The sequence below is a fragment of the Arcicella aurantiaca genome (assembly GCF_003148625.1).
In the GTDB taxonomy this organism is placed as follows: Bacteria; Bacteroidota; Bacteroidia; order Cytophagales; family Spirosomataceae; genus Arcicella; species Arcicella aurantiaca.
Genome location: NZ_QGGO01000004.1, coordinates 237,469 through 261,366, shown reverse-complemented (window position 1 = coordinate 261,366; position 23,898 = coordinate 237,469). Strand labels below are relative to the sequence as shown.

General features: G+C 34.4%; 24 protein-coding genes and 1 tRNA gene. 13 read left to right on the top strand and 12 right to left on the bottom strand.

The window, feature by feature from the left end:
• Window positions 1-100: 100 nt before the first annotated feature.
• Window positions 101-820, bottom strand: coding sequence for a tRNA1(Val) (adenine(37)-N6)-methyltransferase (locus LV89_RS05630; RefSeq protein ID WP_109741895.1), 720 nt, complete (start codon window positions 818-820; stop codon window positions 101-103).
• A gap of 48 nt (window positions 821-868) precedes the next feature.
• Window positions 869-1,066: a hypothetical protein gene (locus LV89_RS25540; RefSeq protein WP_109741894.1), complete on the bottom strand. Its 198-nt coding sequence runs from the start codon at window positions 1,064-1,066 to the stop codon at window positions 869-871.
• 211 nt (window positions 1,067-1,277) lie between these two features.
• On the opposite strand from LV89_RS25540, the gene LV89_RS05620 reads away from it, so the two are divergent.
• Complete coding sequence (locus tag LV89_RS05620; protein WP_211321154.1) at window positions 1,278-2,390, top strand: ROK family protein; 1,113 nt, start codon at window positions 1,278-1,280, stop codon at window positions 2,388-2,390.
• 224 nt (window positions 2,391-2,614) lie between these two features.
• Here LV89_RS05620 and LV89_RS05615 read toward each other — a convergent pair whose 3' ends face one another.
• Window positions 2,615-3,385: a TerC family protein gene (locus tag LV89_RS05615; RefSeq protein ID WP_109741892.1), complete on the bottom strand. Its 771-nt coding sequence runs from the start codon at window positions 3,383-3,385 to the stop codon at window positions 2,615-2,617.
• A gap of 433 nt (window positions 3,386-3,818) precedes the next feature.
• On the opposite strand from LV89_RS05615, the gene dnaN reads away from it, so the two are divergent.
• The 8 genes from dnaN (at window position 3,819) to LV89_RS05575 (ending at window position 11,282) form a co-directional block, all read left to right on the top strand.
• Window positions 3,819-4,943, top strand: a complete 1,125-nt coding sequence (dnaN, locus tag LV89_RS05610; protein WP_109741891.1) for a DNA polymerase III subunit beta — start codon at window positions 3,819-3,821, stop codon at window positions 4,941-4,943.
• Window positions 4,944-4,968: 25 nt separating this feature from the next.
• The gene (locus LV89_RS25050; protein WP_158279519.1) at window positions 4,969-5,133 is read left to right on the top strand and encodes a hypothetical protein; all 165 of its coding nucleotides are present in this window, start codon (window positions 4,969-4,971) and stop codon (window positions 5,131-5,133) included.
• Window positions 5,134-5,284: 151 nt separating this feature from the next.
• Window positions 5,285-5,773: a thioredoxin family protein gene (locus tag LV89_RS05600; RefSeq protein WP_109741889.1), complete on the top strand. Its 489-nt coding sequence runs from the start codon at window positions 5,285-5,287 to the stop codon at window positions 5,771-5,773.
• A gap of 130 nt (window positions 5,774-5,903) precedes the next feature.
• Complete coding sequence (locus LV89_RS05595; protein WP_211321153.1) at window positions 5,904-6,611, top strand: NgoPII family restriction endonuclease; 708 nt, start codon at window positions 5,904-5,906, stop codon at window positions 6,609-6,611.
• 140 nt (window positions 6,612-6,751) lie between these two features.
• The gene (locus LV89_RS05590; protein WP_109741888.1) at window positions 6,752-7,822 is read left to right on the top strand and encodes a DNA cytosine methyltransferase; all 1,071 of its coding nucleotides are present in this window, start codon (window positions 6,752-6,754) and stop codon (window positions 7,820-7,822) included.
• Window positions 7,823-7,874: 52 nt separating this feature from the next.
• Window positions 7,875-10,301 carry a phenylalanine--tRNA ligase subunit beta gene (pheT, locus tag LV89_RS05585; protein WP_109741887.1) on the top strand — a complete coding sequence of 809 codons (2,427 nt, stop codon included), beginning with the start codon at window positions 7,875-7,877 and terminating at the stop codon, window positions 10,299-10,301.
• A gap of 96 nt (window positions 10,302-10,397) precedes the next feature.
• Window positions 10,398-10,775 carry a pepsin/retropepsin-like aspartic protease family protein gene (locus LV89_RS05580; protein WP_109741886.1) on the top strand — a complete coding sequence of 126 codons (378 nt, stop codon included), beginning with the start codon at window positions 10,398-10,400 and terminating at the stop codon, window positions 10,773-10,775.
• 54 nt (window positions 10,776-10,829) lie between these two features.
• Entirely contained in the window at window positions 10,830-11,282 is a 453-nt protein-coding gene (locus tag LV89_RS05575) for a thioredoxin family protein (RefSeq protein WP_109741885.1), read from the top strand.
• Window positions 11,283-11,360: 78 nt separating this feature from the next.
• On the opposite strand, the gene LV89_RS05570 is transcribed toward LV89_RS05575, so the two are convergent.
• On the bottom strand, window positions 11,361-11,762 hold the full coding sequence (locus tag LV89_RS05570) for a DUF4890 domain-containing protein (RefSeq protein WP_109741884.1): 402 nt from the start codon (window positions 11,760-11,762) through the stop codon (window positions 11,361-11,363).
• Between the two features lie 143 nt (window positions 11,763-11,905).
• Between LV89_RS05570 and LV89_RS05565 the strand changes: the two genes are divergently transcribed.
• Both LV89_RS05565 and LV89_RS05560 read left to right on the top strand, forming a co-directional pair.
• Window positions 11,906-11,979, top strand: a tRNA-Ile gene (locus tag LV89_RS05565).
• A gap of 68 nt (window positions 11,980-12,047) precedes the next feature.
• On the top strand, window positions 12,048-12,707 hold the full coding sequence (locus tag LV89_RS05560) for a DUF6966 domain-containing protein (protein ID WP_211321152.1): 660 nt from the start codon (window positions 12,048-12,050) through the stop codon (window positions 12,705-12,707).
• A 93-nt stretch (window positions 12,708-12,800) separates the two neighbouring features.
• On the opposite strand, the gene LV89_RS05555 is transcribed toward LV89_RS05560, so the two are convergent.
• Window positions 12,801-14,918 carry a peptidylprolyl isomerase gene (locus tag LV89_RS05555; protein ID WP_109741882.1) on the bottom strand — a complete coding sequence of 706 codons (2,118 nt, stop codon included), beginning with the start codon at window positions 14,916-14,918 and terminating at the stop codon, window positions 12,801-12,803.
• 487 nt (window positions 14,919-15,405) lie between these two features.
• On the opposite strand from LV89_RS05555, the gene LV89_RS05550 reads away from it, so the two are divergent.
• On the top strand, window positions 15,406-15,648 hold the full coding sequence (locus LV89_RS05550; RefSeq protein ID WP_109741881.1) for a hypothetical protein: 243 nt from the start codon (window positions 15,406-15,408) through the stop codon (window positions 15,646-15,648).
• Window positions 15,649-15,708: 60 nt separating this feature from the next.
• On the opposite strand, the gene LV89_RS05545 is transcribed toward LV89_RS05550, so the two are convergent.
• The 7 genes from LV89_RS05545 to LV89_RS05515 form a co-directional block, all read right to left on the bottom strand.
• Window positions 15,709-16,833 carry an aspartate aminotransferase family protein gene (locus LV89_RS05545; RefSeq protein ID WP_109741880.1) on the bottom strand — a complete coding sequence of 375 codons (1,125 nt, stop codon included), beginning with the start codon at window positions 16,831-16,833 and terminating at the stop codon, window positions 15,709-15,711.
• Window positions 16,834-16,923: 90 nt separating this feature from the next.
• Window positions 16,924-17,790 carry a hypothetical protein gene (locus LV89_RS05540; protein WP_109741879.1) on the bottom strand — a complete coding sequence of 289 codons (867 nt, stop codon included), beginning with the start codon at window positions 17,788-17,790 and terminating at the stop codon, window positions 16,924-16,926.
• Window positions 17,791-17,859: 69 nt separating this feature from the next.
• Entirely contained in the window at window positions 17,860-18,813 is a 954-nt protein-coding gene (gene argC / locus LV89_RS05535) for an N-acetyl-gamma-glutamyl-phosphate reductase (protein WP_109741878.1), read from the bottom strand.
• Window positions 18,814-18,938: 125 nt separating this feature from the next.
• Window positions 18,939-19,295 (bottom strand): four helix bundle protein, encoded by a 357-nt coding sequence (locus LV89_RS05530; RefSeq protein ID WP_109741877.1) that lies wholly within the window; start codon window positions 19,293-19,295, stop codon window positions 18,939-18,941.
• Window positions 19,296-19,409: 114 nt separating this feature from the next.
• Complete coding sequence (argG, locus tag LV89_RS05525) at window positions 19,410-20,609, bottom strand: argininosuccinate synthase (RefSeq protein ID WP_109741876.1); 1,200 nt, start codon at window positions 20,607-20,609, stop codon at window positions 19,410-19,412.
• 64 nt (window positions 20,610-20,673) lie between these two features.
• Complete coding sequence (locus LV89_RS05520; RefSeq protein ID WP_109741875.1) at window positions 20,674-21,465, bottom strand: hypothetical protein; 792 nt, start codon at window positions 21,463-21,465, stop codon at window positions 20,674-20,676.
• 220 nt (window positions 21,466-21,685) lie between these two features.
• Complete coding sequence (locus tag LV89_RS05515) at window positions 21,686-22,426, bottom strand: GNAT family N-acetyltransferase (protein WP_109741874.1); 741 nt, start codon at window positions 22,424-22,426, stop codon at window positions 21,686-21,688.
• Window positions 22,427-23,173: 747 nt separating this feature from the next.
• Between LV89_RS05515 and aat the strand changes: the two genes are divergently transcribed.
• Entirely contained in the window at window positions 23,174-23,815 is a 642-nt protein-coding gene (aat, locus tag LV89_RS05510) for a leucyl/phenylalanyl-tRNA--protein transferase (RefSeq protein ID WP_109741873.1), read from the top strand.
• The last annotated feature ends 83 nt before the right edge of the window (window positions 23,816-23,898 follow it).

The window sequence follows — 23,898 nt, the reverse complement described above, 5'->3', positions numbered from 1 at the left end:
ATTTTATCTGTAAAATCAGTTCAATCTGTGGTCTAAATTTATCTGCGACAAATAGTTTATTCTGTTAATATTTTGTGGCTTAGTGTCTTTGTGGCTAAAATCAAAATATCAAATAATATTCTTTCAAAAGGTTTTGAAAATCATGAGTATAATTTTCGTTTGCATCTTTGATGAATAGTTCTTGGTTTTCAAATGCTTGATTTGCTTGTCCAAAGGTCGTAATAATTCTTAATATTTTTGTGCCTTCACGATGTCTAATCGTAAGTTTTTTGTGAGGATAAAGCCCTTTTGAAATAGCCAAACTTTCTAAAACTGAACTTTCATACGCTGGTAATAAGACAACAAATGTGCCAGCGGAGGCAATTAGATGTAAAACCGATTGTATCAAATCTTCAAAAGAAAGTGTGTCGGTATGGATAGAATTATTACGAGCAGTTTCTTCTGCTTTTAAATGATTTTGAAAAAAAGGAGGATTACTAACAATTAAATCATATTTATTTTGATACACTGAAATCTCGGAAAAATCTTGGATAGAAGTATTAAAAACACTAATCTGCTCTTTGAAAACACTTTCTTGAATATTATTTTGTGCCTGATTATAGGCATTTGTATCAATTTCTACGGCATCAATTTCTGCTTCTGTTCGTTGAGCGAGCATCATCGCCACTAAGCCCGTTCCTGTACCAATATCCAAGATTTTGTTAGTCTTAGCTACGTTTGTGTAAGCCCCCAATATGCAGGCATCGGTGGTTACTTTCATCGCCGTTTGGTCTTGATGAATCGTGAATTTCTTGAACGAAAAATGAGTATTCGCAGGCATGGTTTTTATAAAATGCAAAATTACGGGCTTTCGTTTATAAAGCTTTATTTATTCGTTGATTATCTGTTTTTTCTTCACACGCCTTTTTGCGTGATTTTTATCTTTAATTATTTTACTTTCCCTTATTTCCTGATTTTGTCCTTTTATTAAGTAATATTTTACAAAACATTCATAACTTTTATGATTTAATAATAAATATTTAAAAAACATTTTAATTTTTTTATAAAAGTTTTCTATATTTGGCATATCATTACTATTTAAGTAAGTGGGATATTGAAAATTATAGAATTTGTAAGAGATAGAATTAGTAATTTGGTTTGATATTTAGCAGACTTGCTACTTACTGCTTTCAGTATATTTAACCAATACTCACATGATCACTAAAAAACTATCAAATAAGAACCGAATCATTAAGCAGTTATATTTTTCTGGTTCAATGTCGTGTGCAGACTTTAGTATGCAACTTAATAAGAGCCTTCCTTTTATTACCAAATTGGTTAATGATTTGGTTGAAGAAGAGGTAATTGTTGAGACAGGTTTTGCTCCTTCAACGGGTGGACGACGACCATTGATGTATTCTCTCAAACCTGAGACTTTGTACATCGTGGCAGTATCAATGGACCAATTCATTACAAGAATTGCTTTGATGGATACCAATAATGAAGTTGTGGGAGATGTTGCAAGAATTGTATTGACATTGAGTAATAATGATGATGCTTTAATGACACTTTATGGAGAGTTGGATAAGTTTGTTCAAAACCTGAAAGTGGATAAAAAGAAAATTATTGGTGTTGGTATTGGAATGCCAGGTTTTATTGATATTAAGCAAGGCATTAACCATAGTTTTTTACAAACTCCCTCAACGTATGGTAAGGAGAGTATAACGCAATTTATCTCTGAGAAACTGGACATTCCTGTATTCATTGATAATGATTCAAGTGTAATTGCTTTGGCAGAATTGCGTTTTGGAGCGGGTATCAACCGTAAAAATGTAATGGTTATTAATGTAAGTTGGGGTGTAGGTTTGGGCATGATATTAAGTGGAAATTTATATAGAGGTGCTAATGGCTTTGCTGGCGAATTTAGCCATATTCCGCTTTTTACTAATAATAAATTATGTAGTTGTGGCAAAAGTGGCTGTTTAGAAACGGAAACTTCTTTATCTGTTTTAATAGAGAAGTTCAAAGAAGCCCTTGCACAAGGCAGAGTTTCCAAATTGAGTGCAGTTCCAGACGGAAATATTGAAGAAGCAAGTGCATTAATTGTAAAATGTGCCATTGAAGGAGACAGACTTGCGGTAGAATTGCTCTCTGAAATTGGGTATAAAATTGGGCGTGGAGTAGCCATCCTCATTCACCTCCTCAATCCAGAATTAATCATTTTGAGTGGACGTGGTACGCAAGCAGGGCAGATTTGGCAAGCTCCTATTCAACAAGCACTTAACGAACATTGCATTCCAAAATTATCACAAAATACACTCATTAAAGTTTCAAAATTAGGCTTCGATGCTTCACTGATAGGTGCGGCAGCTTTAGTAATGGAAAATTATGACCATATTTATTCTTCTTAAATATCAGGATAATCAGTAGTGATTTTACGTATAAAATTACCGAAGATTAGAAACATGATTTCAAATATAAATTGGGATAAATGGTTGAATATCTCTACACCTGTTACATTTATTTTAAAAGGCATTGAAATATACTTCATCATAATTTATCAAACCTATTTACCATAAAAAAGCCGTTAAAAGTAAAGTGATTTACGATTAACGGCTTTAATTTTGAGAATATACTACGCTTCTTCTTTCGTTCTAACTTTAATATTGAGAACCTCAACCAATAAAGAGAAAGCAATGGCAAAATATAAATATCCCTTCGGTACAGCTCCCACGTGCGACCCCAAAATAGAAACATTAGCATCATGGGCAGCCTCAGCAATGAGCATAAAACCAATCATAATCAAGAAAGCCATACCCAACATTTGAATAGAAGGATGACGATTTACAAACTCGCCAACTGGCCCTGAAAAACCCATCATAATCAAAATAGAAATCACAACGGCAGCAATCATAATTGGTAAAACTTGCGTCAAACCAATAGCCGTAAGGATGGAATCAATCGAGAAAACAATATTAATTAAAGCAATCTGAATCACAACCGCAGTCAATTTATCCGAAGCAGAAGTTTTAGGTTTATCTTCATGATGTCCACCTTTTTCTAATTTCTCATGAATTTCAGAGGTTGCTTTGTATAAAAGAAACAAGCCACCAATAAATAAAATAAGGCTTTGTCCTGATATTCCTGCATGAAACCAACCCCAATTAATGTGCGTAAAAGGTTCTTGCAAAGAAATAATAAATGACAGACCAAATAATAAAATGATTCTGAAAACCATCGCCAAAAGCATACCGATATTTCGAGCTTTAGGTTGGTCTCTTTTTGCTAATTTGTTAGCTGCAATCGAGATAAATATAATATTATCGATTCCTAAAACAATTTCGAGGAAAGTCAGGGTGATTAAACTAACAATACTGTCTGCTGAAAGTAATTCTTGAAAATTCATTTATGTTTTGGTTTATTTAGTTTAAAAGGTGACGAGTTGTTGAGTTTTAGCACTAAACCCCGAAATCTTAATTATGAGAACCAATCTAAGAATAACCAATTCCCAATAACTACTTCCAACTCTTTCTACAAAAATATTGAGATTAGCGGATAATCAAAACTCATTTCGGTACAAATGGTCATATTCCGATATTTTTTCTTGTAAAAACTTTATGAACAGTTTTATAAAAAAACGATAGCTTCTAAACCCAATATGAGTAAAAGTCATGGTTAATTTGTAGTTTTGCATCAGATTTTATAATTTCAATGTTATAATAAAACTTATTAATTATCATTTAACGCCAATTCTTCTGCCTAAATGGTATAGATTTTGGAATTCTTAGTTATTTTTAAAATTATTCCCCTGACATTTTCCTAAAAATATATTTCAAATAATGAAATTCGTCGTATCTTCTTCAGTCTTACTAAAACAGCTCTCGGCAGTTAATGGCGTTATTGCCAACAACCCAATTGTTCCAATTTTGGAGAACTTTTTGTTCCAAATAGACCAATCTCAACTTACCGTAACAGCCTCTGATTTACAGACTGTTATGATTACGACTTTAGCCATAGAATCTACGGATTCTGGTGCAATTGCCGTTCCTGCTCGTTTATTGTTGGATACCCTTCGTGGTTTACCCGACCAACCAATTACGTTCAAAATTGATAGTGAAACCTTCGGAACAGAGATTATTACAGAAAATGGTCGCTATAAATTATCGGGCGAAAATCCAATTGATTTCCCGAAAGTACCACAAGTAACCAAAAGTCTTTCGGTTCAAATTCCTGCTGATGTATTAGGAGCAGCCATCGCCAATACCATTTTTGCGGTTTCAAATGATGATTTGCGTCCAGCCATGACAGGTGTTTACGTACAATTATCACCAGAATATACCAATTTCGTAGCCACTGACGGTCACCGTTTAATTCGTTACAGAAGAGCCGACGTAAAGTCAGAATATGATTCAACGATGATTATTCCACGTAAGGCATTAAACTTGTTGAAATCAACTTTACCGTCTGACGATACAACGGTTACGGCAGATTTCAGTTCAGCCAATGCGTTTTTCAGTTTCAATAATATCAGAATGATTTGTCGTTTAATCGACGAGCGTTTCCCTGATTATGAAAATGCAATTCCACAGAACAATCCAAACGTGATGATGATTAATCGTGCGGAGTTCTTGGGTTCGTTGAAACGTATTTCAATTTATTCAAACAAAACAACGCATCAAATTCGTTTGAAATTAGCGAAAAACGATTTAGTTATTTCGGCGGAAGATTTAGATTACTCAAACGAAGCCAACGAAAAATTGATGTGCGATTATGACGGAGAAGAAATGGAAATTGGATTCAATGCAAAATTCATGGTAGAAATGTTGGGTAACATTAGCTCAAACATGATTTCTTTGGAAATGTCACAACCAAATCGTGCAGGTTTAATCATTCCTTCTGATAAAAAAGAAAACGAAGATATTTTATTATTGGTAATGCCAGTAATGTTGAATACTTATGCGTAATTCAGTAAACAGTTATCAGTTAAAAATGAAAAATAACTCTCTTGAAGACCAATTAACTCCTTCACAGAAGAAGACTTGGGCAATAATTAAACGAGGTTTTGAAGAGTTGAAATTGATTGAGGTGGGGAAGATGAAAACAACTCCTGCAAAAGATTTCTTACTTGAATTAAAAAGAGAAGGATATTTATAAAAACAGGCTTGCGAATATGTTTCGCAAGCCTATTTTTTTTGTACAAATGATTATAGATTATCCATAAAGATAATTGGCAAGATTCTTGAAAGTGTGGTGATAGAAATAATATCTATCAAGTCTTTTCGTTAATCCATTAAGACACAGACACATGAAAAAAATAAAAGTATTCGTTTTTGCAACATTCGTTTCTTTAACGTGGCTTTCGGGCTGTAAAACGGCTCAGCAAGCACCCATAATTACCAAAACTGAAGAGGAAGTTATTGCAGAAATACCTCAAGAACAAGGAGTTACTTTTTTTGAAGGAACATTACAAGCAGGTTTAGAAAAAGCAAAAAACGAAAATAAACTCATTTTTGTAGATTGCTATACTACATGGTGTGGTCCTTGCAAAGTGCTGAAACAATATACTTTTAAAGATGCAAATTTAGGTGATTTCATGAAGCAGAATTATATCTGTTTAGCCATTGACATGGAAAAACCAGAAGGAATGACCATTGCAAAAAGATACGGAATTGAAGCTTATCCAACGCTTTTGTTTTTGGATAAATACGGAAGAGTTGTCAATCATCAAGTTGGAGGAATAGGAGCGGAGGCATTATTGGCAAAAGCAGAACAAACCGTCAGAAAATCAATGTAGTCTTAGTAAATAGTTGAATAATACGAAGCCTTCGCAATTTGTGAAGGCTTTTTTTGTGGAATAAATTTACATTCAATAATCAGGTTCGTATCAAAAGACGTAAATTTGTAGCACTGATAATTTAAAATATATGTCGAATCTCCTAAAAGCGTTAAAATTAATAATTGATAATCCAATAATACAGGTTAAGAACTATTATACAGGTCGAAATAGAGCAAATTCTGTTGGTGAAGCGTTAGAAAATTATGTAAAAGATATTTTTGCAAACTCTTTTGACTTGTCAGAAATAGAAAGAATAGAAAAGCTCAACAAAATATTTTCATACTTGGGAAACCAAAATAATCCGCCTGATATAATTCTTCGCAATGGCGATGCAATAGAAACTAAAAAAGTTCAAAGTGGGAATTCTGATTTAGCTTTAAATAGTTCTTTCCCAAAAGCACAACTGTTTGCTGACGACTTATTGCTAAAAGATGAAGCAAGAAATGGTGAAAAATGGAACGTAAAAGATATTATTTATATTATTGGTCATACCTCTGATACGGATATAAAACATCTCTGGTTTGTTTATGGAGATTGTTTTGCCGCTAAAAAAGAAGTTTATGAAAGAATCAAAACAACAATTGCTGATGGAATCAAAAGTATTCCTGATGTTGAATTTGCCAAAACCAATGAATTAGGAAGGGTTAATAGAGTTGACCCATTAGGCATAACAAATTTAAGAATTAGAGGTATGTGGACTTTACAAAATCCAAGTAAAGTGTTTTCATATCTTGATTGTATTGATGTAAATTCAAGATTTCAGGTCAATTGTATTTTGAAAAACCGAGAAGTTTGATTCTTTTCCAAAGGAAGATAGAGATAATTTAATTGATATGAAAAAAGAAAATTATTCCTTGAAAGATATAAAAATTAAAAATCCAAATAATCCTGCTCAACTGTTGGATTGCAAATTAATAACATTCAAAGTCAATTAATATGAAGTTAGCTACATTTTTTGCTGGTGCAGGCGGTTTAGATTTGGGTTTTTCTCAAGCTGGATTTGATGTTATTTGGGCAAATGAATATGATAAATCCATCTGGGAAACCTATGAAAAGAATCATGAAGGTGTTTATTTAGACAAACGAAGCATTACAGAGATTCCTACTAATGAAGTTCCTGATTGTGATGGAATTATTGGTGGACCTCCGTGTCAAAGTTGGTCGGAAGCAGGGGCTAAACGGGGAATTGGAGATAAAAGAGGGCAACTTTTTTATGATTTTATTAGAATTTTGGCTGACAAACAACCTAAGTTTTTCCTTGCTGAAAATGTTTCTGGAATGCTTTTAGCATCTCATGGAAGTGCTTTAGAAAATATTAAAAGTATGTTTCGTGAGTGTGGTTATAATCTGTCCTTTAAAATGTTAAATGTATCTGATTATGGAGTACCACAAGATAGGAAGCGTGTCTTTTTTGTTGGTTATCGTACTGATTTAGGGATTGAATTCAAATTTCCTACACCAACAACGTTAGAAAATAAAATTCCTTTAAGCAAAGCCATAGGTGATTTAAAAGATAATGTTCTTTCTGCCCAAAAAGGTAATATTACAAATGGGGAAGGCTGTTTAATTTCTAATCATGAATATATGACAGGTGGTTTTTCTACAATTTATATGTCAAGAAATCGTGTTCGTTCTTGGGATGAGGTATCATTTACTATTCAAGCTGGAGGCCGTCATGCCCCTTGTCATCCACAAGCTCCAAAATTTGAATTTGTCGAACAAAATGTAAGAGTTTTTGTACCTGGAAAAGAAGATTTATATCGTAGATTAAGTGTTAGGGAATGTGCAAGGGTTCAAACTTTTCCCGATAACTTTAAATTCTATTACAAAAATATCGCTGACGGTTATAAAATGATTGGCAATGCTGTTCCTGTGCGTATGGCTAATGTCTTGGCAAAAAAAATATTAGATGATTTGAAAAACTTAAATCATAGTGAGCAAATAAAAACTCAAAAATGGCATCTTGTTTCTAATATGATTGAATCAACATCCGTTATTGCAGTTTAAAAAATAACGATTCATTATCAGGCTTTTTCGGCCTAAAAAATAAATACATTAGATGAAAATATCTCTTAATTGGCTTAAACAATTTGTAGAAATAAATGAAAATGCTCAAGAATTAGATGAGCTTTTGACAGGTACAGGTTTAGAAGTAGAATCTATCGAACGCCACGAGGCTATCTTGGGAGGTTTACAGGGTTTTGTAGTGGGCGAAGTGCTTACTTGCGAACGCTTTGAAGTAAAAGATAAAAAATTAAGTTTAACTACGGTTGATATTGGTACAGGCACGCCTTCGCAGGTGGTATGTGGTGCGGCTAACGTAGATGCGGGTCAAAAAGTGATTGTGGCAACTGTTGGCACTACGCTATATGACCATGCCGCAGGTAAGCCAATTTTCCAGATTACAAGTAAAAAAACTTACGGACATCTTTCGGAAGGAATGATTTGTGCCGAAGACGAATTGGGCTTAGGAACATCGCACGATGGTATTTTGATACTTGATACTGACTTGCCAAACGGAACGCCAGCCGCTCAATATTTCAACTTAGAAGCAGATTTATTAATCGAAATTGGTTTGACACCAAACCGTGCTGATGCGGCTTCACATTGGGGCGTAGCTCGTGACGTAAAAGCAAAAACGGGTCGTGCCATTACTTTGCCTTCGGTTGAAAACTTTAAAGTTGCCAATAATAATTTCCCGATTGAATTAGTCGTAGAAAAACCAGAAGATTGTCCACGTTTTTGCGGAGTAACGATTGATGGCGTAAAAGTGCAAGATTCACCAGAATGGTTGCGTAAATATTTAGAAACCATTGGTTTACGTCCAATCAATAACATTGTTGACATTACCAATTATATCTGCCACGGACTTGGTCAGCCAATGCACGCTTACGATTGGCACGCTATCAAAGGGCAGAAAATTGTTGTAAAAACATTGGAAGCAGGTACAAAATTTACAACGTTAGATGAAGTTGAACGTACTTTGGGTGAAACCGACTTAATGATTTGTGATGCCGAAGAAGCGGTGGGAATTGCAGGCGTTTTTGGAGGAATGAAATCTGGAATTAAGCCAGAAACTACTCGTGTTTATTTAGAAGTTGCGTATTTTGACCCTGCATCAGTGCGTAAAACGGCTCAGCGTCATGGTTTGAAAACAGATGCTTCATTCCGTTTTGAACGTGGAACAGACCCAAATGCAAAATTATTTGCTTTAAAACACGCTGCTTTATTAATTCAAGAATTGGCGGGTGGTGAAATTGCATCAGAAGTTACAGATTTTTATCCAACGTCAATTGCCGATTTCAACATCAAGGTTTTATACAAAAATATTGACCGTTTGATTGGGAAAAAATTAGAAAGATCACTGATTAAAGATATTCTGACAGCTTTGGATATTCAAATTCAAGATGAAAATGAAGATGGATTTAATGCAATTGTACCGCCATTCCGAGTAGATGTTACTCGTGAAGCAGACGTAATTGAAGAAATTTTACGTATTTATGGTTTCAATAATATTGAACTTTCGGAGAATTTAGGAACGGATTATCTTTCAAGTTTCCCTGCAAAAGACCGTGATAATTTACAGTTGAAATTATCACAAATTTTAGCGGCGAACGGTTTTAACGAAATCATTACAAATTCTTTGACAAAACCTGCTTATGCAGAATTAATTAAGGCTGATTTACCTAACGAAAACGTTGAGATTTTAAATAAGCTTTCTGAAGACTTGGGCGTGATGCGTCAGACGATGTTATTCTCAGGTTTGGAAGTATTAGCTTATAATATTAACCGTCGTCAGAAGGATTTACGAGTATTTGATTTTGGAAAAACATATCATAAAATCAATGATAAATACGTTGAAAAACGCCATTTAGCCATTTTTATTACGGGTAATACTGAAAATGAAACTTGGCAAATGAAATCTCAAAAAGTAGCATTTCATACGCTTGCAAGTGCGGTAAATAAAGTTTTGGGAAGTCTTGGCGTGAAAAGTTTTGACAGTAAACCGATTGAAAATTCTGCGACATTTGAGTACGGTTTGAGCTATTTGGTAAACAAGAAAGAAGTTGTGAAATTGGGATTAGTAAAACCAAACGTAGCCAAAAAAGCAGAGGTGAAACAACACGTTTTCTTTGCGGATATTGATTGGGATTATTTATTCAAGCAATATAATGACAAGGCTGTTTTTGCTGAATTATCTAAATTCCCAGAAGTTCGTCGTGACCTTTCATTGGTAATTGACAAAACGGTAAGCTTCGACCAAATCCAGAAATTAGCTCGTAATTATGAGAAAAATTTGTTGAAGCAAATCAATGTTTTTGACGTATATCAAGGCGATAATTTAGGTGAAGGTAAGAAATCATATTCTGTAAGTTTCACATTACAAGACAATGAACAAACCTTAACGGATAAAGTTATCGACAAAACGATGGAGAAATTGATGGGAGCGTTTGAGAAAGAGATTGGGGCGGTGATTAGAAAATAAAATTTCAGAATAAGGGTTTGTAGATAAGTTTACAAACCCTTATTTTTAGTGTATGAATTAAGTTTTACCTACTTTAAAATAAAATAACAAACAGCTATGTCAATCATTAAGCAACCTTTACTTTTTGCAGGTTCATTAGGCGAAAAACATCTTTACACCCTTTATGATTCTGGGGCAAATCTTTCATGTATAAACCCTGAGTATTTAGAAAACTTAGAAAATCCAACGCAATTAGGGCGTATTCGTATGATGGGTACAGCTGCTGAGGGGCATTATATTGAAGTAACACAAAGAGTAAGCCTCGACTTTTATATGGACGATGTACTTTTATCAGATGAGTTTTTAGTGATTCCAGGATTGAGCGAAGAAGCTATTATTGGAGCAGCAACAATGCAGAAATGGAGAATTAAATTAGATTTTGAGCATGATACAGCTATTGTTGACCCAAAGGTTGCAAAAATGCAATTGGTGTAGCATAATATTTGTGTAAATTATTCGTATATAATTCAAATTTAAAAAAATAACAAAATGTTAAAATCAAATTTCTTAACCGCTTTACTTATCGTATTGTCAATCAGCGTGTTTGCTGGTAATACTCCTGCTAAAAAAGACGGAACAACAGGTATTCAATTCTTTAACGGAACGTTTAAAGAAGCCTTAGCTAAAGCTAAAAAAGAAAACAAAATGGTCATGATGGACTGTTATACTACTTGGTGTGGACCTTGCAAAGTGCTAAAAAAACAAGTATTTGTGGATAAGGCTTTAGGTGATTACATGAATGCAAAATACGTTTGCGTAGCAATGGATTACGAGAATGGTGAAGGTCCAGCAGTAGCTCAACAATATCCAGTGGATGGCTATCCAACACTTTATTTCTTAGATGCTTCTGGAAAAGTGAAAAAGACAATGAGTGGTGTTCCCCAGCCAACTTCTGGAGCAGCAGGTGCAATTTTGACTTTAGCTAAAAAATACGGAAAGTAGATTTAAGTTAAAATGAAATAGGGGAGATTTTAGATATTTTTAATCTAAAATCTCCCCTATTTTTGTTATTTGCCAAACTTAGTTTCTTCCTCCAAATTTACCCTTCATACGGTCTTTAGCTTCATCTTTAATATCCTCATATTTGGTGTACTGTTCAGCCGAAAGGATAGTTTTCATTTTTGCATCTTGTGCCGTTACTAAATCTCTCATTTCTCTCATTGCTGCACGTTTATCTGGAGCATCACGCATTGCATCTCTTTTCTGATTTAACTCCAATAACAAAGGTTTAATTTGATTAACTTGGTCAGAAGATAAGCTCAAAGCCTTTGTCCATCTTTGAATTTGATTATCTACTCTTTGAGCTGGAGTCAAATTTTGTTGTGGGCGTTCGCCTCTACCATCTTGAGCTTTCACAGATTCTGTACTTAGTGCAAATGTTGCTGCGAAAATGCTTAATGCCAATACTAATTTCTTTTTCATGCTTAATGTGGATTAATATTTATTAAAATTTCTGGTTAGATAACAGATAATATTAAAGGTTTAACGTAAAAATTAAAAACATATTTTGTAGAAGTGGTTTTAAAACCTTAATTTTGCACCACAAAGAAATCAAACGCTTTGTAGGGCCTATAGCTCATTCGGTTAGAGCAACTGACTCATAATCAGTAGGTGCTTGGTTCGATTCCAAGTGGGCCCACTTAAAGGACTTATAATCAATTGATTATAAGTCCTTTTTTATTATATCGATAAACCATGCTTCGTTTTATGACTGATTACTATAAAATATCGTTAGAAGTTTTATCCCAAATCCTTAAAGTTGAAGGTTACGACCATTGGGAAAAATGGATGCAGGAAGATATAAAATTGTGGGAAACTACAAAAAGTGTCGAACATCATTTACATGCTTATGGCGGAATGGGGTCATTTAATGATGTTGTGATTGGTTATAATGATACAGAAGGTCTTTGGAAAGGTAGAGTTTTCGGGGGCTTTCAATCAATTGCTTATGGACTTGCTTCGGGAGATTCTTTAGCAATTATTCTCGACCGAATGCAAAACAATTCTTGCATAATAAGCGGATGGAGATGTTTAGCGTGTGGGAATGCAAAAATTACTACAAAAGATGTTGAGGTTTTTATCGCTTCAAATCTTATTCCGAAGCTTTTTGTGGAGTATATCAATAAAAATCAATTGCCAGATTTGGGGGCTATTGATAAAATATTAGCATCTGAGATAATTATTAATCAGCGAAATACGCTAAAAGTCTTAATTAGCAATGCAGGAATTGATTTAAGTGAAGATACCAATTGGCAGTGGAATTGTCCAAAATGTGGAAGTGCTGATACGTGTTCGTATCGTTGGGAGGTCAAAGAAAGTGAAACTAAAATCGTTGACGCAAAGGATAATTTACCTTTTATAAAATAATACGGAAGTATGTTCTTCCAAAATAATAAGACAGTTATAAACCAAGAAAGCACCTCATTTGAGGTGCTTTCTTGGTTATGATTTATTCAAATCTTAATAAAACTTAGCTCTGTTATCAACAACTTTTGCATTTTCTTTGATTGCTTCGTTGATATAGAATGATGTTCTTTGTGCTGCCATCATTTTGGCTGAATTTTTATAGATTGTCAAATCTGCAATAGCTGGAGCTGGAGTAGATTTTGTTGTTTCCATTACAAATACACCTGCTTCTCCTTTGAAAGGCTTAGATTTTTGTCCTACTTTCAAACCGAATGCTTTTCCTAATGCAGTTGGGTCAGCACCTGCACTTGTCAATACTCCTTGTGCAAGCGTTAAATCGTTCACTGTTTCAACTAATGCACCTGCACCATACTTCTGTGCCATTTGCTCTAAAGTACCCGAAATACCGCCTAATTTCTTAGTGATTTGTTCTGCTTTTAAATCACCTCTAACACGAGCAGTCAATTCATCACGGAAGTCATCAACTTTCACAACGTCTTTGCTTGTTGCTCCAGTTTCAAGAGCAACAATATATTGATTGTCATTCTGGAAAACTTCTGAAACTGCACCTATTTTAGTATCGTTATTAAATGCCCAACGAACAATATCACGAGCATTTTGTAAGTTATTTACACCTGTTGCACCTTCTTGAATTCTGTCAGCACGTAACATCAACAATGATTTGTCTTTTTTCAAAGCTGCTTCAAATTTATCTTTTGTATCATTTGCTGAAGCGAAAGCATCTGCTTTACGTAAAACATCATCCATCGTAGATTGACTTGGAGCGATTGTACGGTTCACTGCTGCTAATTTATAACGAGTATTTGTTTTAGCTTCTGTAACTTTTACTACGTGATAACCGAAATCTGTTTCAACAAGACCTGGTAATAAACCTGTTCCTGAATAACCAAATACTGCATTTTCAAATGGCTTAACCATTCCTCCGTTATTTTTGAAATAACCTAAATCTCCACCTTGTTGAGCTGTACCATCTGAACCAAATTGTTGTGCCATTGCTTCAAAAGAAGCTCCGCCTTTAATTTGTGCTAAGATTCCTTCTGCACGTTTACGAGCTGCTGCTTTTACTGAATCTGGAGCATTTTTGTCTGCATTGATTAAGATATGGCTTGCACGAACTGTATATAAAGAATCCTTTTGAACACCACCATATTTATAGATAGAATATGATAAACCATTTTTGAATGGACCATAAATACCACCAACAACCATTGAGCTTAATTGACCTTTTACTGCTTCTGGAATTTCAGCTAAAGTTGCATAGTATGGCGTTTTTACGTCTGAATTCATCATCGCAAAAGCTGAATCGTTCTTTGTAACAGCTAATTCTTTTGCTAAACGCTTGATGTCGTTGTAGAAAGATGCTGTATCTGCTTTTGAAGGAATTACAGGGAAAGTAACATACTGTAAAGAACGAGTGTTTTGTCCTTTGAAAAGGTCTTTATGACTGTTCAAATATTCTTCTAATTGAGAATCCGAAACTTTAATAGTTGAATCTGCAACTGAATAGAATGGAACGTATAGGTAACGAACGTCAACTTTAGCAGTTTGAGCTGTATATTCTTTTTGAGCTTCTGCGTTAGTGGTATAAGTTGACATTCTTAATAAGTTCTCATACTTGCTTCTCAAACGGTCTTGGCTTAATGATTTTTCAAAATTAGCCCAAGCTTGTTGTTGTGCAACTGGCATTGTTTTGAAGTTTTTCAAGAACTGAATAACGTAGTTTTTGTCAAACTGACCTGTTTGTGGATTTGTAAATTGCTGACGAACTGAAGGGTGAATGTTTTCTCCTTGAACCATATCAACCAATTCTTTTGGAGTTACTGACAATCCCAAAGATTCATACTCTTTTCCATAAGCCAAATCCATAATGTACTGATTCCAAACTTGTTCACGCATTTGAGCTAATTCTTGCTCTCCTGGCCCACGACCAGCTTGTTGGGTGTAGTTTTGAGAAAGCTCTTCAACTTTCTTTTGGAAATCCTGAAATTTGATGTTTTCACCACCAATTTCTCCCACAACATCACTTGAGCCGCCAAAGAAGCTTGAACGACCTTGGAAAATATCTCCGCCGACGAGGAAGAGAATTAAACTGATAGCAATAGCTGCTGCTGCCACTCCCGACTTCTCTCTAATTTTGGTAATTAATGCCATTTTTAAATAGTTATTTATTTGTTATCTGCTGTTTGCCTCTCGTGAAGAAAGACAGATTGTAATACAAATTATTAATGAAAGTTTCTTTTAAATACGTTTAAAATAACGCAAAAGAAACGCAAAATAATCACATTCTGAGTTAATATCAAAATGTATGACGGTGTATTGCTGATACCTCTTTTACAAAACTCTTGCCAAAAATATTCTATACACTTGAAGGAACACTATTTTAATGGTTTGTAAATGCCTCATTGAGTCGATAAGTATTTGATAATCATGTATTTTATGATTTATTATAGATGAAAGTCTTAGAATCTAAACTTTCTACTTGCATCTGTCAGATTCGAGCGTTTTTTAAAGTTTTTTTATTCTATTTCTGTTACCTATTCACTAATTTTCAGTCTTCATTTATATAAACAGTAATTAATTTGTTAAATAAGCCGCCTGTTTTACAGCGTTTTTATTTTAAAAAATTTTAATTAGCCACATGTTGAAAATAGACTACATATTATTGGCAAGGCATTTTCGTGGGGAAACTTCCGAAGAGGAGAACACTATAATTGATTTATGGAGAGAGCAATCTGTGATGAATGGATTAACTTACAAAAGGTTACAAAAGGTTAGTAAGTCTGAAAATTCAGTAGAAGAGAAAGTTATTAGCAAAGAAGAAAGAATTGTATGGAAAAAAATAATTACTAAAATTTTAGCTGAGGAAGATTTATCTGTATAAATTATAGCCAATAAAAAAGCCCACAAATCATTTTGTTGGGCTTTTTTATTATTGAAAGTTTTACGCTTTAACTGTTTGTGCTAAAGCTTCTAAAAATCTATCACATTCTGCTTGTCCTAATGCCAAACTTGGTAAAAGACGAAGGGTATTTTTCCCTGCGTAACCACAGAAAATTTTATGCTCAAACAATAGCGTATCTCTGATGGTATCAACAGGTTTTTCAAATTCAATTCCTATCATTAAGCCACGCCCACGAAGTTCTTTGATGCCTTCTATCTGCTTTAAATTTTCAAATAAATATTCACCTTTTTTAATGGCATTTTCCATTAAATTTTCTTCTTTCATTACATCTAAAACCGCTACTGCTGCTGCACAAGCTAAATGATTTCCTCCGAAAGTTGTACCTAACATTCCGAATTTTGCTTTAAATTTTGGAGAAATCAACACGCCACCAATCGGGAAACCATTGCCCATTCCTTTGGCAGTAGTCATAATGTCTGGACGAATGCCTGAGAAATCATGCGAGAAAAATTTACCTGAACGCCCGTATCCGCACTGAACTGAATCCAAAATTAAAATTGCACCAGTTTTATCACACATTTCACGAGCCGTTTTCAAGAATTCGTCTGAACAAACATTAATTCCTCCAACACCTTGAATTCCTTCTACAATAACGGCACAAACTTCCTCTGTAATGTTTTCTTTTAATGCCTCAACATCATTGAATGGTAAGAAAGTAACGTGTTCGTCGTAATTGATAGGAGCAATAATTGCTTTATTATCTGTTACAGCTACTGCACCTGCTGTTCTTCCATGAAACGCTTTTGAAAAGGCAATTACTTTTTTACGACCATTGAAGAAAGAGGCTAATTTTAGAGCGTTTTCATTGGCTTCTGCTCCCGAATTACAAAGGAATAACTCATAATCGTCATAGCCCGAAAGCTCGCCCAATTTGGTAGCTAATTCTTGCTGAATAGGAATATTTACTGAGTTTGAATAAAACCCTAAATTGCTTAATTGTTCCGTTAATTTCTGAACATAATGTGGATGTGAATGTCCAATTGAAATTACAGCATGACCTCCGTAAAGGTCAAGATATTCTACGCCATTTTTGTCCCATAATTTGCTTCCTTGAGCTTTTACAGGGGTGATGTCGTAGAGTGGATATACATTAAAAAGATTCATTGTATCAGTTATTAGTTATCAGTTATCAGTTATCAGTAAAGCAAAAAAGTAATGTGCTTGTTTACCATTAACTGATAACCAATAACTATTTTATTTATTTCTATGTCTTCCAAATTTGTAACCCAATGCTCCATAGAACTGTCCGAACCAGATGCTTTGTTGTGCATAGTCTAAGTCGTCTCTACCAGTTGTATGAACATTGTTCAAACGAACGAATCCTCCCATTACGTCCGTTTGGAAGAAAAGCCTTCGGGATATATCAAAACGGAGACCAGTTTTGGCAGAAAAACCATAACCTGCAAAATTGAAATGGTTATTTTTCCCAACTTTGAAAAGATAAGAATCTGTACGTGGAATTAATGTTCCTGCCCCTATGCCCACAAGCCAATCAACACCTTGTATATTGTTTTGAGCTTTCCAAAGACGGTCATATCTGTCAAGTTCAAAATGAACATAATTGAAACCGTCGGTATGTTCGTAAGTCAAAAAATCCTTATTTATTTTAAAAGGTTGATTATTAAAATCGCCTACATAAGCAGGATTTATAGCTTGAACATCAATAGCAGGGGAAGAAACTTGTGCCGAAATATGTCCTGTAAGTGTTGACATTTGTTCATTTACCATTACATATTTCATGTGGTCTGAGCCAAATGAAACTGCCCAGTGGTCTTTGAAAAAATATCCTACTCTAAAATTGTATTGTGGAATTGAAAGGCGAGTAATATCCACATATTCATTTACCGAAAATGGAATTGGTAAATCATGTGCTTCTACGTCTTTTAGCGTAAAATCGTAACCTATTCCTTTAAATGTTATATCAGATTTTGCGTATTCAGAACGGTTGTATCCCCAAAAAAAGTAATATTCACCTTTGCGACTATATGGTCTTTTTTCTTGGGCAATACTATTAAAAATTATTGAATTAAGCAGTATGATTAATAATAATAGCTTTTGCATTTTATGGATTTATTAGTAGCACAGACTTTAGTCTGTTTAGTATTTAACAGACTAAAGTCTGTGTTACGATTACATTCCAACAGATTTCAAACCTAAACCAGTTTTTTCATCAAGACCAAACATCAAATTCATATTTTGAACTGCCTGTCCTGATGCTCCTTTTGTGAGGTTATCAATAATGCTGGTTATGAGTAAATTCCCGTCTTGAACTTCTAAAGAAATCAAACATTTATTGGTATTTACTACTTGTTTCACATCTACTGCCACATCACTTACGTGTGTGAATGGGTGCGACTGATAGTAGTTTTTGTAAAGTTCTTTGGCTTCGGCTAAAGTTCCTGAGAATTTAGTATAAACATTTGCCATAATTCCACGAGTAAAAGTACCACGATATGGAATGAAATTAACGGTTGGATTTGCTCCATTAAATGAAGAAATCACCATGCCAATTTCCGTCAAATGCTGATGCGTGAAGGCTTTATAAATGGAGATATTATTGCTTCTCCAAGAAAAATGCCCCGTTGGTGAAAGGCTTTGTCCTGCCCCCGTAGAACCCGTAACTGCCGAGACATGAACATCATCATGGATTAAACCCGCTTGTGCCAAAGGCAACAAAGCCAATTCAATGGAAGTCGCAAAACAACCTGGATTAGCAATATGATTTGCCTGACGGATTTTATCACGTTGCAATTCTGCCAAACCATACACAAAACCTTCCGATTGGTCACGATAATCTGTACTTAAATCAACGATTTTTACTGATTTAAATTCAGGATTTGCCGCTAAAAATTTCTTAGATTCTCCGTGTCCAGAGCAAAGAAAAATAACATCAACGTTGGTATGTAAGTCGTCTGAGAAGCGTAAATCAGTATCGCCTAATAAATCAGTGTGTGTATTATAAACAGGTTTTCCTGCTTGAGATTTTGAGTTTACGTAAACTATTTCTGCTTCGGGGTGATGGATTAAAATTCTGAGTAATTCGCCTCCTGTATATCCTGCACCGCCTATTATTCCTATTTTCATTTTTTTAGTTTATGAGTTCAGTAGTTTATGAGTTTATGAGTGCTAAAGATGACAATTTGTAAGAGATAGATATTTTCTTTTACTTACGTTTTATCTATTTTTACTTCATAAAAATACTTCATAAACTATTTATTCCGAACGGTTTTTATTAATGCAACCAACATAGCCTTAACTTCTCTAAATTGTTCCTCTAAGTTTTTGTACTCCTCTTCAGAGATATAAGCTAAATCTTTACTTAATAAATTGTAATATTCACTTTCATGGAGTGAACCAAGTGCAATCTGAAAGAAATTAGCAATATCATTTGATGAATATTTGCCACATCCTTCTACCAAATTTGCTGAAACAGAAACAGCACTTCGTCTATATTGACTTACCAAACCGTAAACTTCACTTTTAGGAAAGCCATTCGTGAGTTGATAAACTTTTAGAACAATAAGGTGTGATTTCTGCCAAACTTTAAGGTCTTTGTAGTTTTGCATAATATATTGATGTGGTTTGTAGAATTTTTTAATCAATGAAAAGATTGATTAAGTGTTTATGAGCAATGATTCTTAGCACCATAAACTCATAAACACTTAACTCATAAACGTTATTTACTTTCCTGCATAATCCGTAACCTTACGATGAATCATCGTCTGATTTGACACAATTTTCGAGAATCCTCTTACATCATCTCCAGTCCACGAATTATTCATCTCTCCATAAGTTCCAAAAATTGATGACATCAAATCGTATTTTGATTCAATACCAATCAATTGGTAACGATACGGTGCTAAATGAATATCAACCGTTCCTGTTACATTGTCTTGAGTATCAGCCAAGAAAGTCTCAAAGTTACGAACAACAGGCTCTAAGAATTGTCCTTCGTGGAGCATCGTTCCGTAAGTTTCACCCAAAGTCTGTTTCCAGTATAATTGTTGTTTGGTAAGCGTATGTTTTTCTAATAAATGGTGGGCTTTGATGATTAACAAAGGTGCTGCGGCTTCAAAACCAACACGTCCTTTGATACCAATAATGGTGTCGCCCACGTGAATATCACGACCAACGCCGTAAGGTGCTGCAATGTCAGTCAATTTACAAATTGCCTCAACAGGTGACATTGTTTCGCCATTGATTCCCACTAATTGACCTTTTTCAAAGTGTAATTTTACCGTTTCTTCGCCTGTTTTAGTTACTTGTGTAGGCCAAGCTGATTCTGGTAAATATCCATTGGAAGTCAAAGTTTCTTTTCCGCCAACCGACGTTCCCCAAAGTCCTTTGTTGATTGAATAAGTAGATTTTGTCCAGTCACGAACAACGCCTTTTCCTTTCAAATATTCAATTTCTGCTTCACGAGATAATTTTAAATCACGAATTGGCGTAATTACTTCCACATCAGGAACCATAATCTGGAAAACCACATCAAAACGAACTTGGTCGTTTCCTGCTCCTGTACTTCCGTGTGCAATGGCTTTTGCACCTAATTTGTTGGCATATTCCGCAACGGCAGTTGCTTGAAAAACACGCTCTGCTGATACTGAAAGCGGATAAGTATTGTTTTTCAAAACATTACCATACACCATGTAGCGAATACAATCGTTGTAGTATTTTTCAACTACATCCAACGTTACGTGACTGGCAACGCCCAAACCGTAGGCTTTCTGCTCAATGTCTTTCAATTCCTCTTCGCTGAAACCACCTGTATTCACAAGGGCAGAATGTACTTCAAATCCACGGTCTTCGGATAGATATTTTACACAAAAGGAGGTATCAAGCCCTCCCGAAAATGCTAAGATTACTTTTGGTTTACTCATTTTTTGTTGTCAGCACCACGTAAATTGTGATGGCTGGTATTTTGAATTTATTTTAAAGTCGTTGTTATTTGCTTTTTTGTACTATCAAAGTATCAATTCTTATTTTAGATTTATCAGAAATGTATTTCATAACCTCTGATAAATTTTCCGTTCCTCTTATACCAGAACTTCCTGTGTCCCACTCTTCACTATTGTTGAAAATTACTTTATATTCATCCTCAACCAGAATAGCAATATCAGGGTTAGGATTTGGATAGAATTGTATTTTTTTGACTTGATTAAGAGAGTATTTCTTCTTTACAGTTGTTCCGTAATCTCCTAATTCAATAGAGTCTTTGGTAATTTTACCATCAATATTCCAAAAGTAGAAAATTAAAAATACAGTAATACAGCCAAAAAATAACTTCCAATATTTTGCAAAAACTTCTGCTCCATTGGAGGAAAGTCCATACTCTAATTCATATTTGGTATTAAATTTCTCATAATCCTCTTTCGACATCATAGAAAGCATTGATTTTTCCATGATTGATATTGAAAATGTAAATATGACACCTATTGTCACAATCAAAGGCATAGTTTCAAAGCGTAGATAAAAAATAGCATCTTTTGGCTTAGTTTGTAGTAAAATATTTATATTTCTAAGTGAATAATAAAGTACAACTCCTACAAATAATACTATCAAAATCGCAATTGATGGCGACCATTGATATTTTTTGTATGTTTTTTCAATATCTTCTAATTCGTATTTTTTGTAATCTTTTTCTTTTTTATTTGTTGGAAATATTTTTGCCAAAATAAATAGAACAAGTAGTACAAGTAAGTGGTGAGAATGTTGTAAAATATCTTGCAAATTCATGTGTATGACAATGTTTTTTGCCTTTATGGGTGTTTCAAACTTCATCAATCGCTCGCATCTTGCGAGTGATTAGTATTAATAGGCTTCCAGCCTTACTGCCGTTGTCTGTGTCTCCACAGACAACCATTCCAAATTGAATTAATGTAATCGTCTGTGAAGACACAGACATCGGCGAGAACTTCCCGAAAGTTCTAAAACTTTCGGGAAGTTTATAGTGTCCTTACACCGCCTGTCTCTCTGCTCTTTTAGCTTGCATTTTCAAGAACATCTTTTCTTTGATAGATTTCAAACGTTCTAAAACTTTTACGTCTTTCAAGAAATTCCACGGCTCGTGTTCTTCTTGTTGTTTATCTTTATTAGCATTTGCTTCTTGTTCTCTTTTGGCTTTGTTTTTCTCCCACTCTGGGTCAAAAATCATACCTGTGCATAGACAATGCTTGCGGTCGGTGCGAGTCAACACGTCATAATTCACGCACGACTGACAACCTTTCCAGAAAGCATCATTTACGGGCAATTCCGAGAAAGTTGTTGGCTCATAACCCAATTCAGAGTTAATTTTCATTACTGCCAACGACGTAGTTATACCAATGATTTTTGCATCGGGGTATTTAGTGCGTGATAATTCAAAGGCTTTTGCTTTCACCGCCTTTGCAATACCATATTTACGCCATTCGGGTTTTACAATTAAGCCAGAATTTGCCACAAATTTGCCATGTTCCCAAGTTTCTACATAACAGAAACCAATAAATTCGCCTGCATCATTGGTGGCAATGATAGCTTTCCCTTCCTTGATTTTATCTTTTAAATATTCTGGAGAACGTTTAGCAATACCAGTTCCACGAGCTTTGGCAGACTCTTCCATTTCGTGACAAATGGCTTCAGCAAGATGTAAATGTTCAGTTGTAGCAACTTGAACTGTATAATTATTGGTTAAAACCTCAGAAGCTGATTCTTTTTCCACTTTAAGTTTTAGCTAAAATTGTTTTTGATGTTAAAAAAACAAGATGATGAATAACTATGGCTTCAAACAAAGCCTTAGATTGTTAATGATTTACCCGAAAAAATTCGATAAAATATCTGTCACATAGACAGACAGAAAAGCATTAGGGTATCAGACCCTACGGAAGAATGTACACCTAAAAATAGGTGTGGGGAGATAAGAATATGATATGAATTTTACTTCGTATTCCATTTTTATTAAGTAAATTAACCGACCTTGAAATGCTTGAAATCGAATAATCATGCAAAGTTTACCAAAACAAAATGGAAGATGCAATGTTTTTTTGCGTTTTTATTTTTAGAACGCCTTTTACAAGGGTAAAAAACAGGTTTTAAAAGTGATTCAGCCTAATTTTTATTATTCTTTTACGAATATTTATTTTGATTTATCTTGGAAAACAATTGACTTATTTAACCGTTAATAATCAAAATATTAAAAGCTTTGTTCTTTGGTTCTCTTTTTGCTTTATATGGTAGATAGATGTTTTTAAGTTATTGAAAATCAATAAATTATTGAATTTTAGATAGAGTGTTGTTTGGAATTTAAAGATATTTTTCATAAAATTGATAGATGCTTTATAATGAAATTTTGCATTGATAAACCTAAAAATGAAATGTTGTGCCTAATATTAAGATTTAAGTGAAATTAGATTTGAAGTTTGCGAAGTTTACTTAATATCAATTAGTACAAAATACTTAACAATAAAGGATGTCCGTTTCTCCGAAAATAAATACGAATAAACTTACTGCCGACGACCTTATTTATGGCTACATGAATGGGATTTTTCCAATGGCTGATACCGATGGAACGCTTTACTGGTATTCGCCTGACCCAAGGGCAATTATTCCGATTGATACTTATAAACCGCCCAAATCGTTACGTCCTGTTCTTAACAAAAAAACTTTTGAAGTAAGAATTAATACCGATTTTGAAGGCGTGATGAGAAATTGTGCAGCCGCCCGAAAAGGAGATGATGAAACTTGGATTTCGGAAGAAATTATAGAAGCTTATTGTGAATTACATCACATGGGCTTGGCATATTCTGTTGAGACGTATATTGAAAACCGTTTAGTTGGAGGGCTTTATGGAGTATCAATCGGAGCGGCATTTTTTGGCGAGTCGATGTTTTATAAAGTTCCTGATGGCTCAAAGGTTGCGTTTCATTATTTAATGGAAATATTAAAGAATCAAGGTTTTGAATTGCTTGATACTCAATTTATTAACGATAATGTTAGGCGTTTTGGAGCTATTGAAATTCCTCGTGGTGAATATGTAAAAGCGCTCAAAAAATCACTTGAACGAAGATGTTTATTTACAGAGAATGCTTTGGAACATCTCTTTAAAGTTTAGTGAGAAAAAACAGAATTAGTGATTAGTTGAAAACGATTTAATGAGTTAAACGCAATTTGAGAAAAGCGAATTTACAAAGTGTC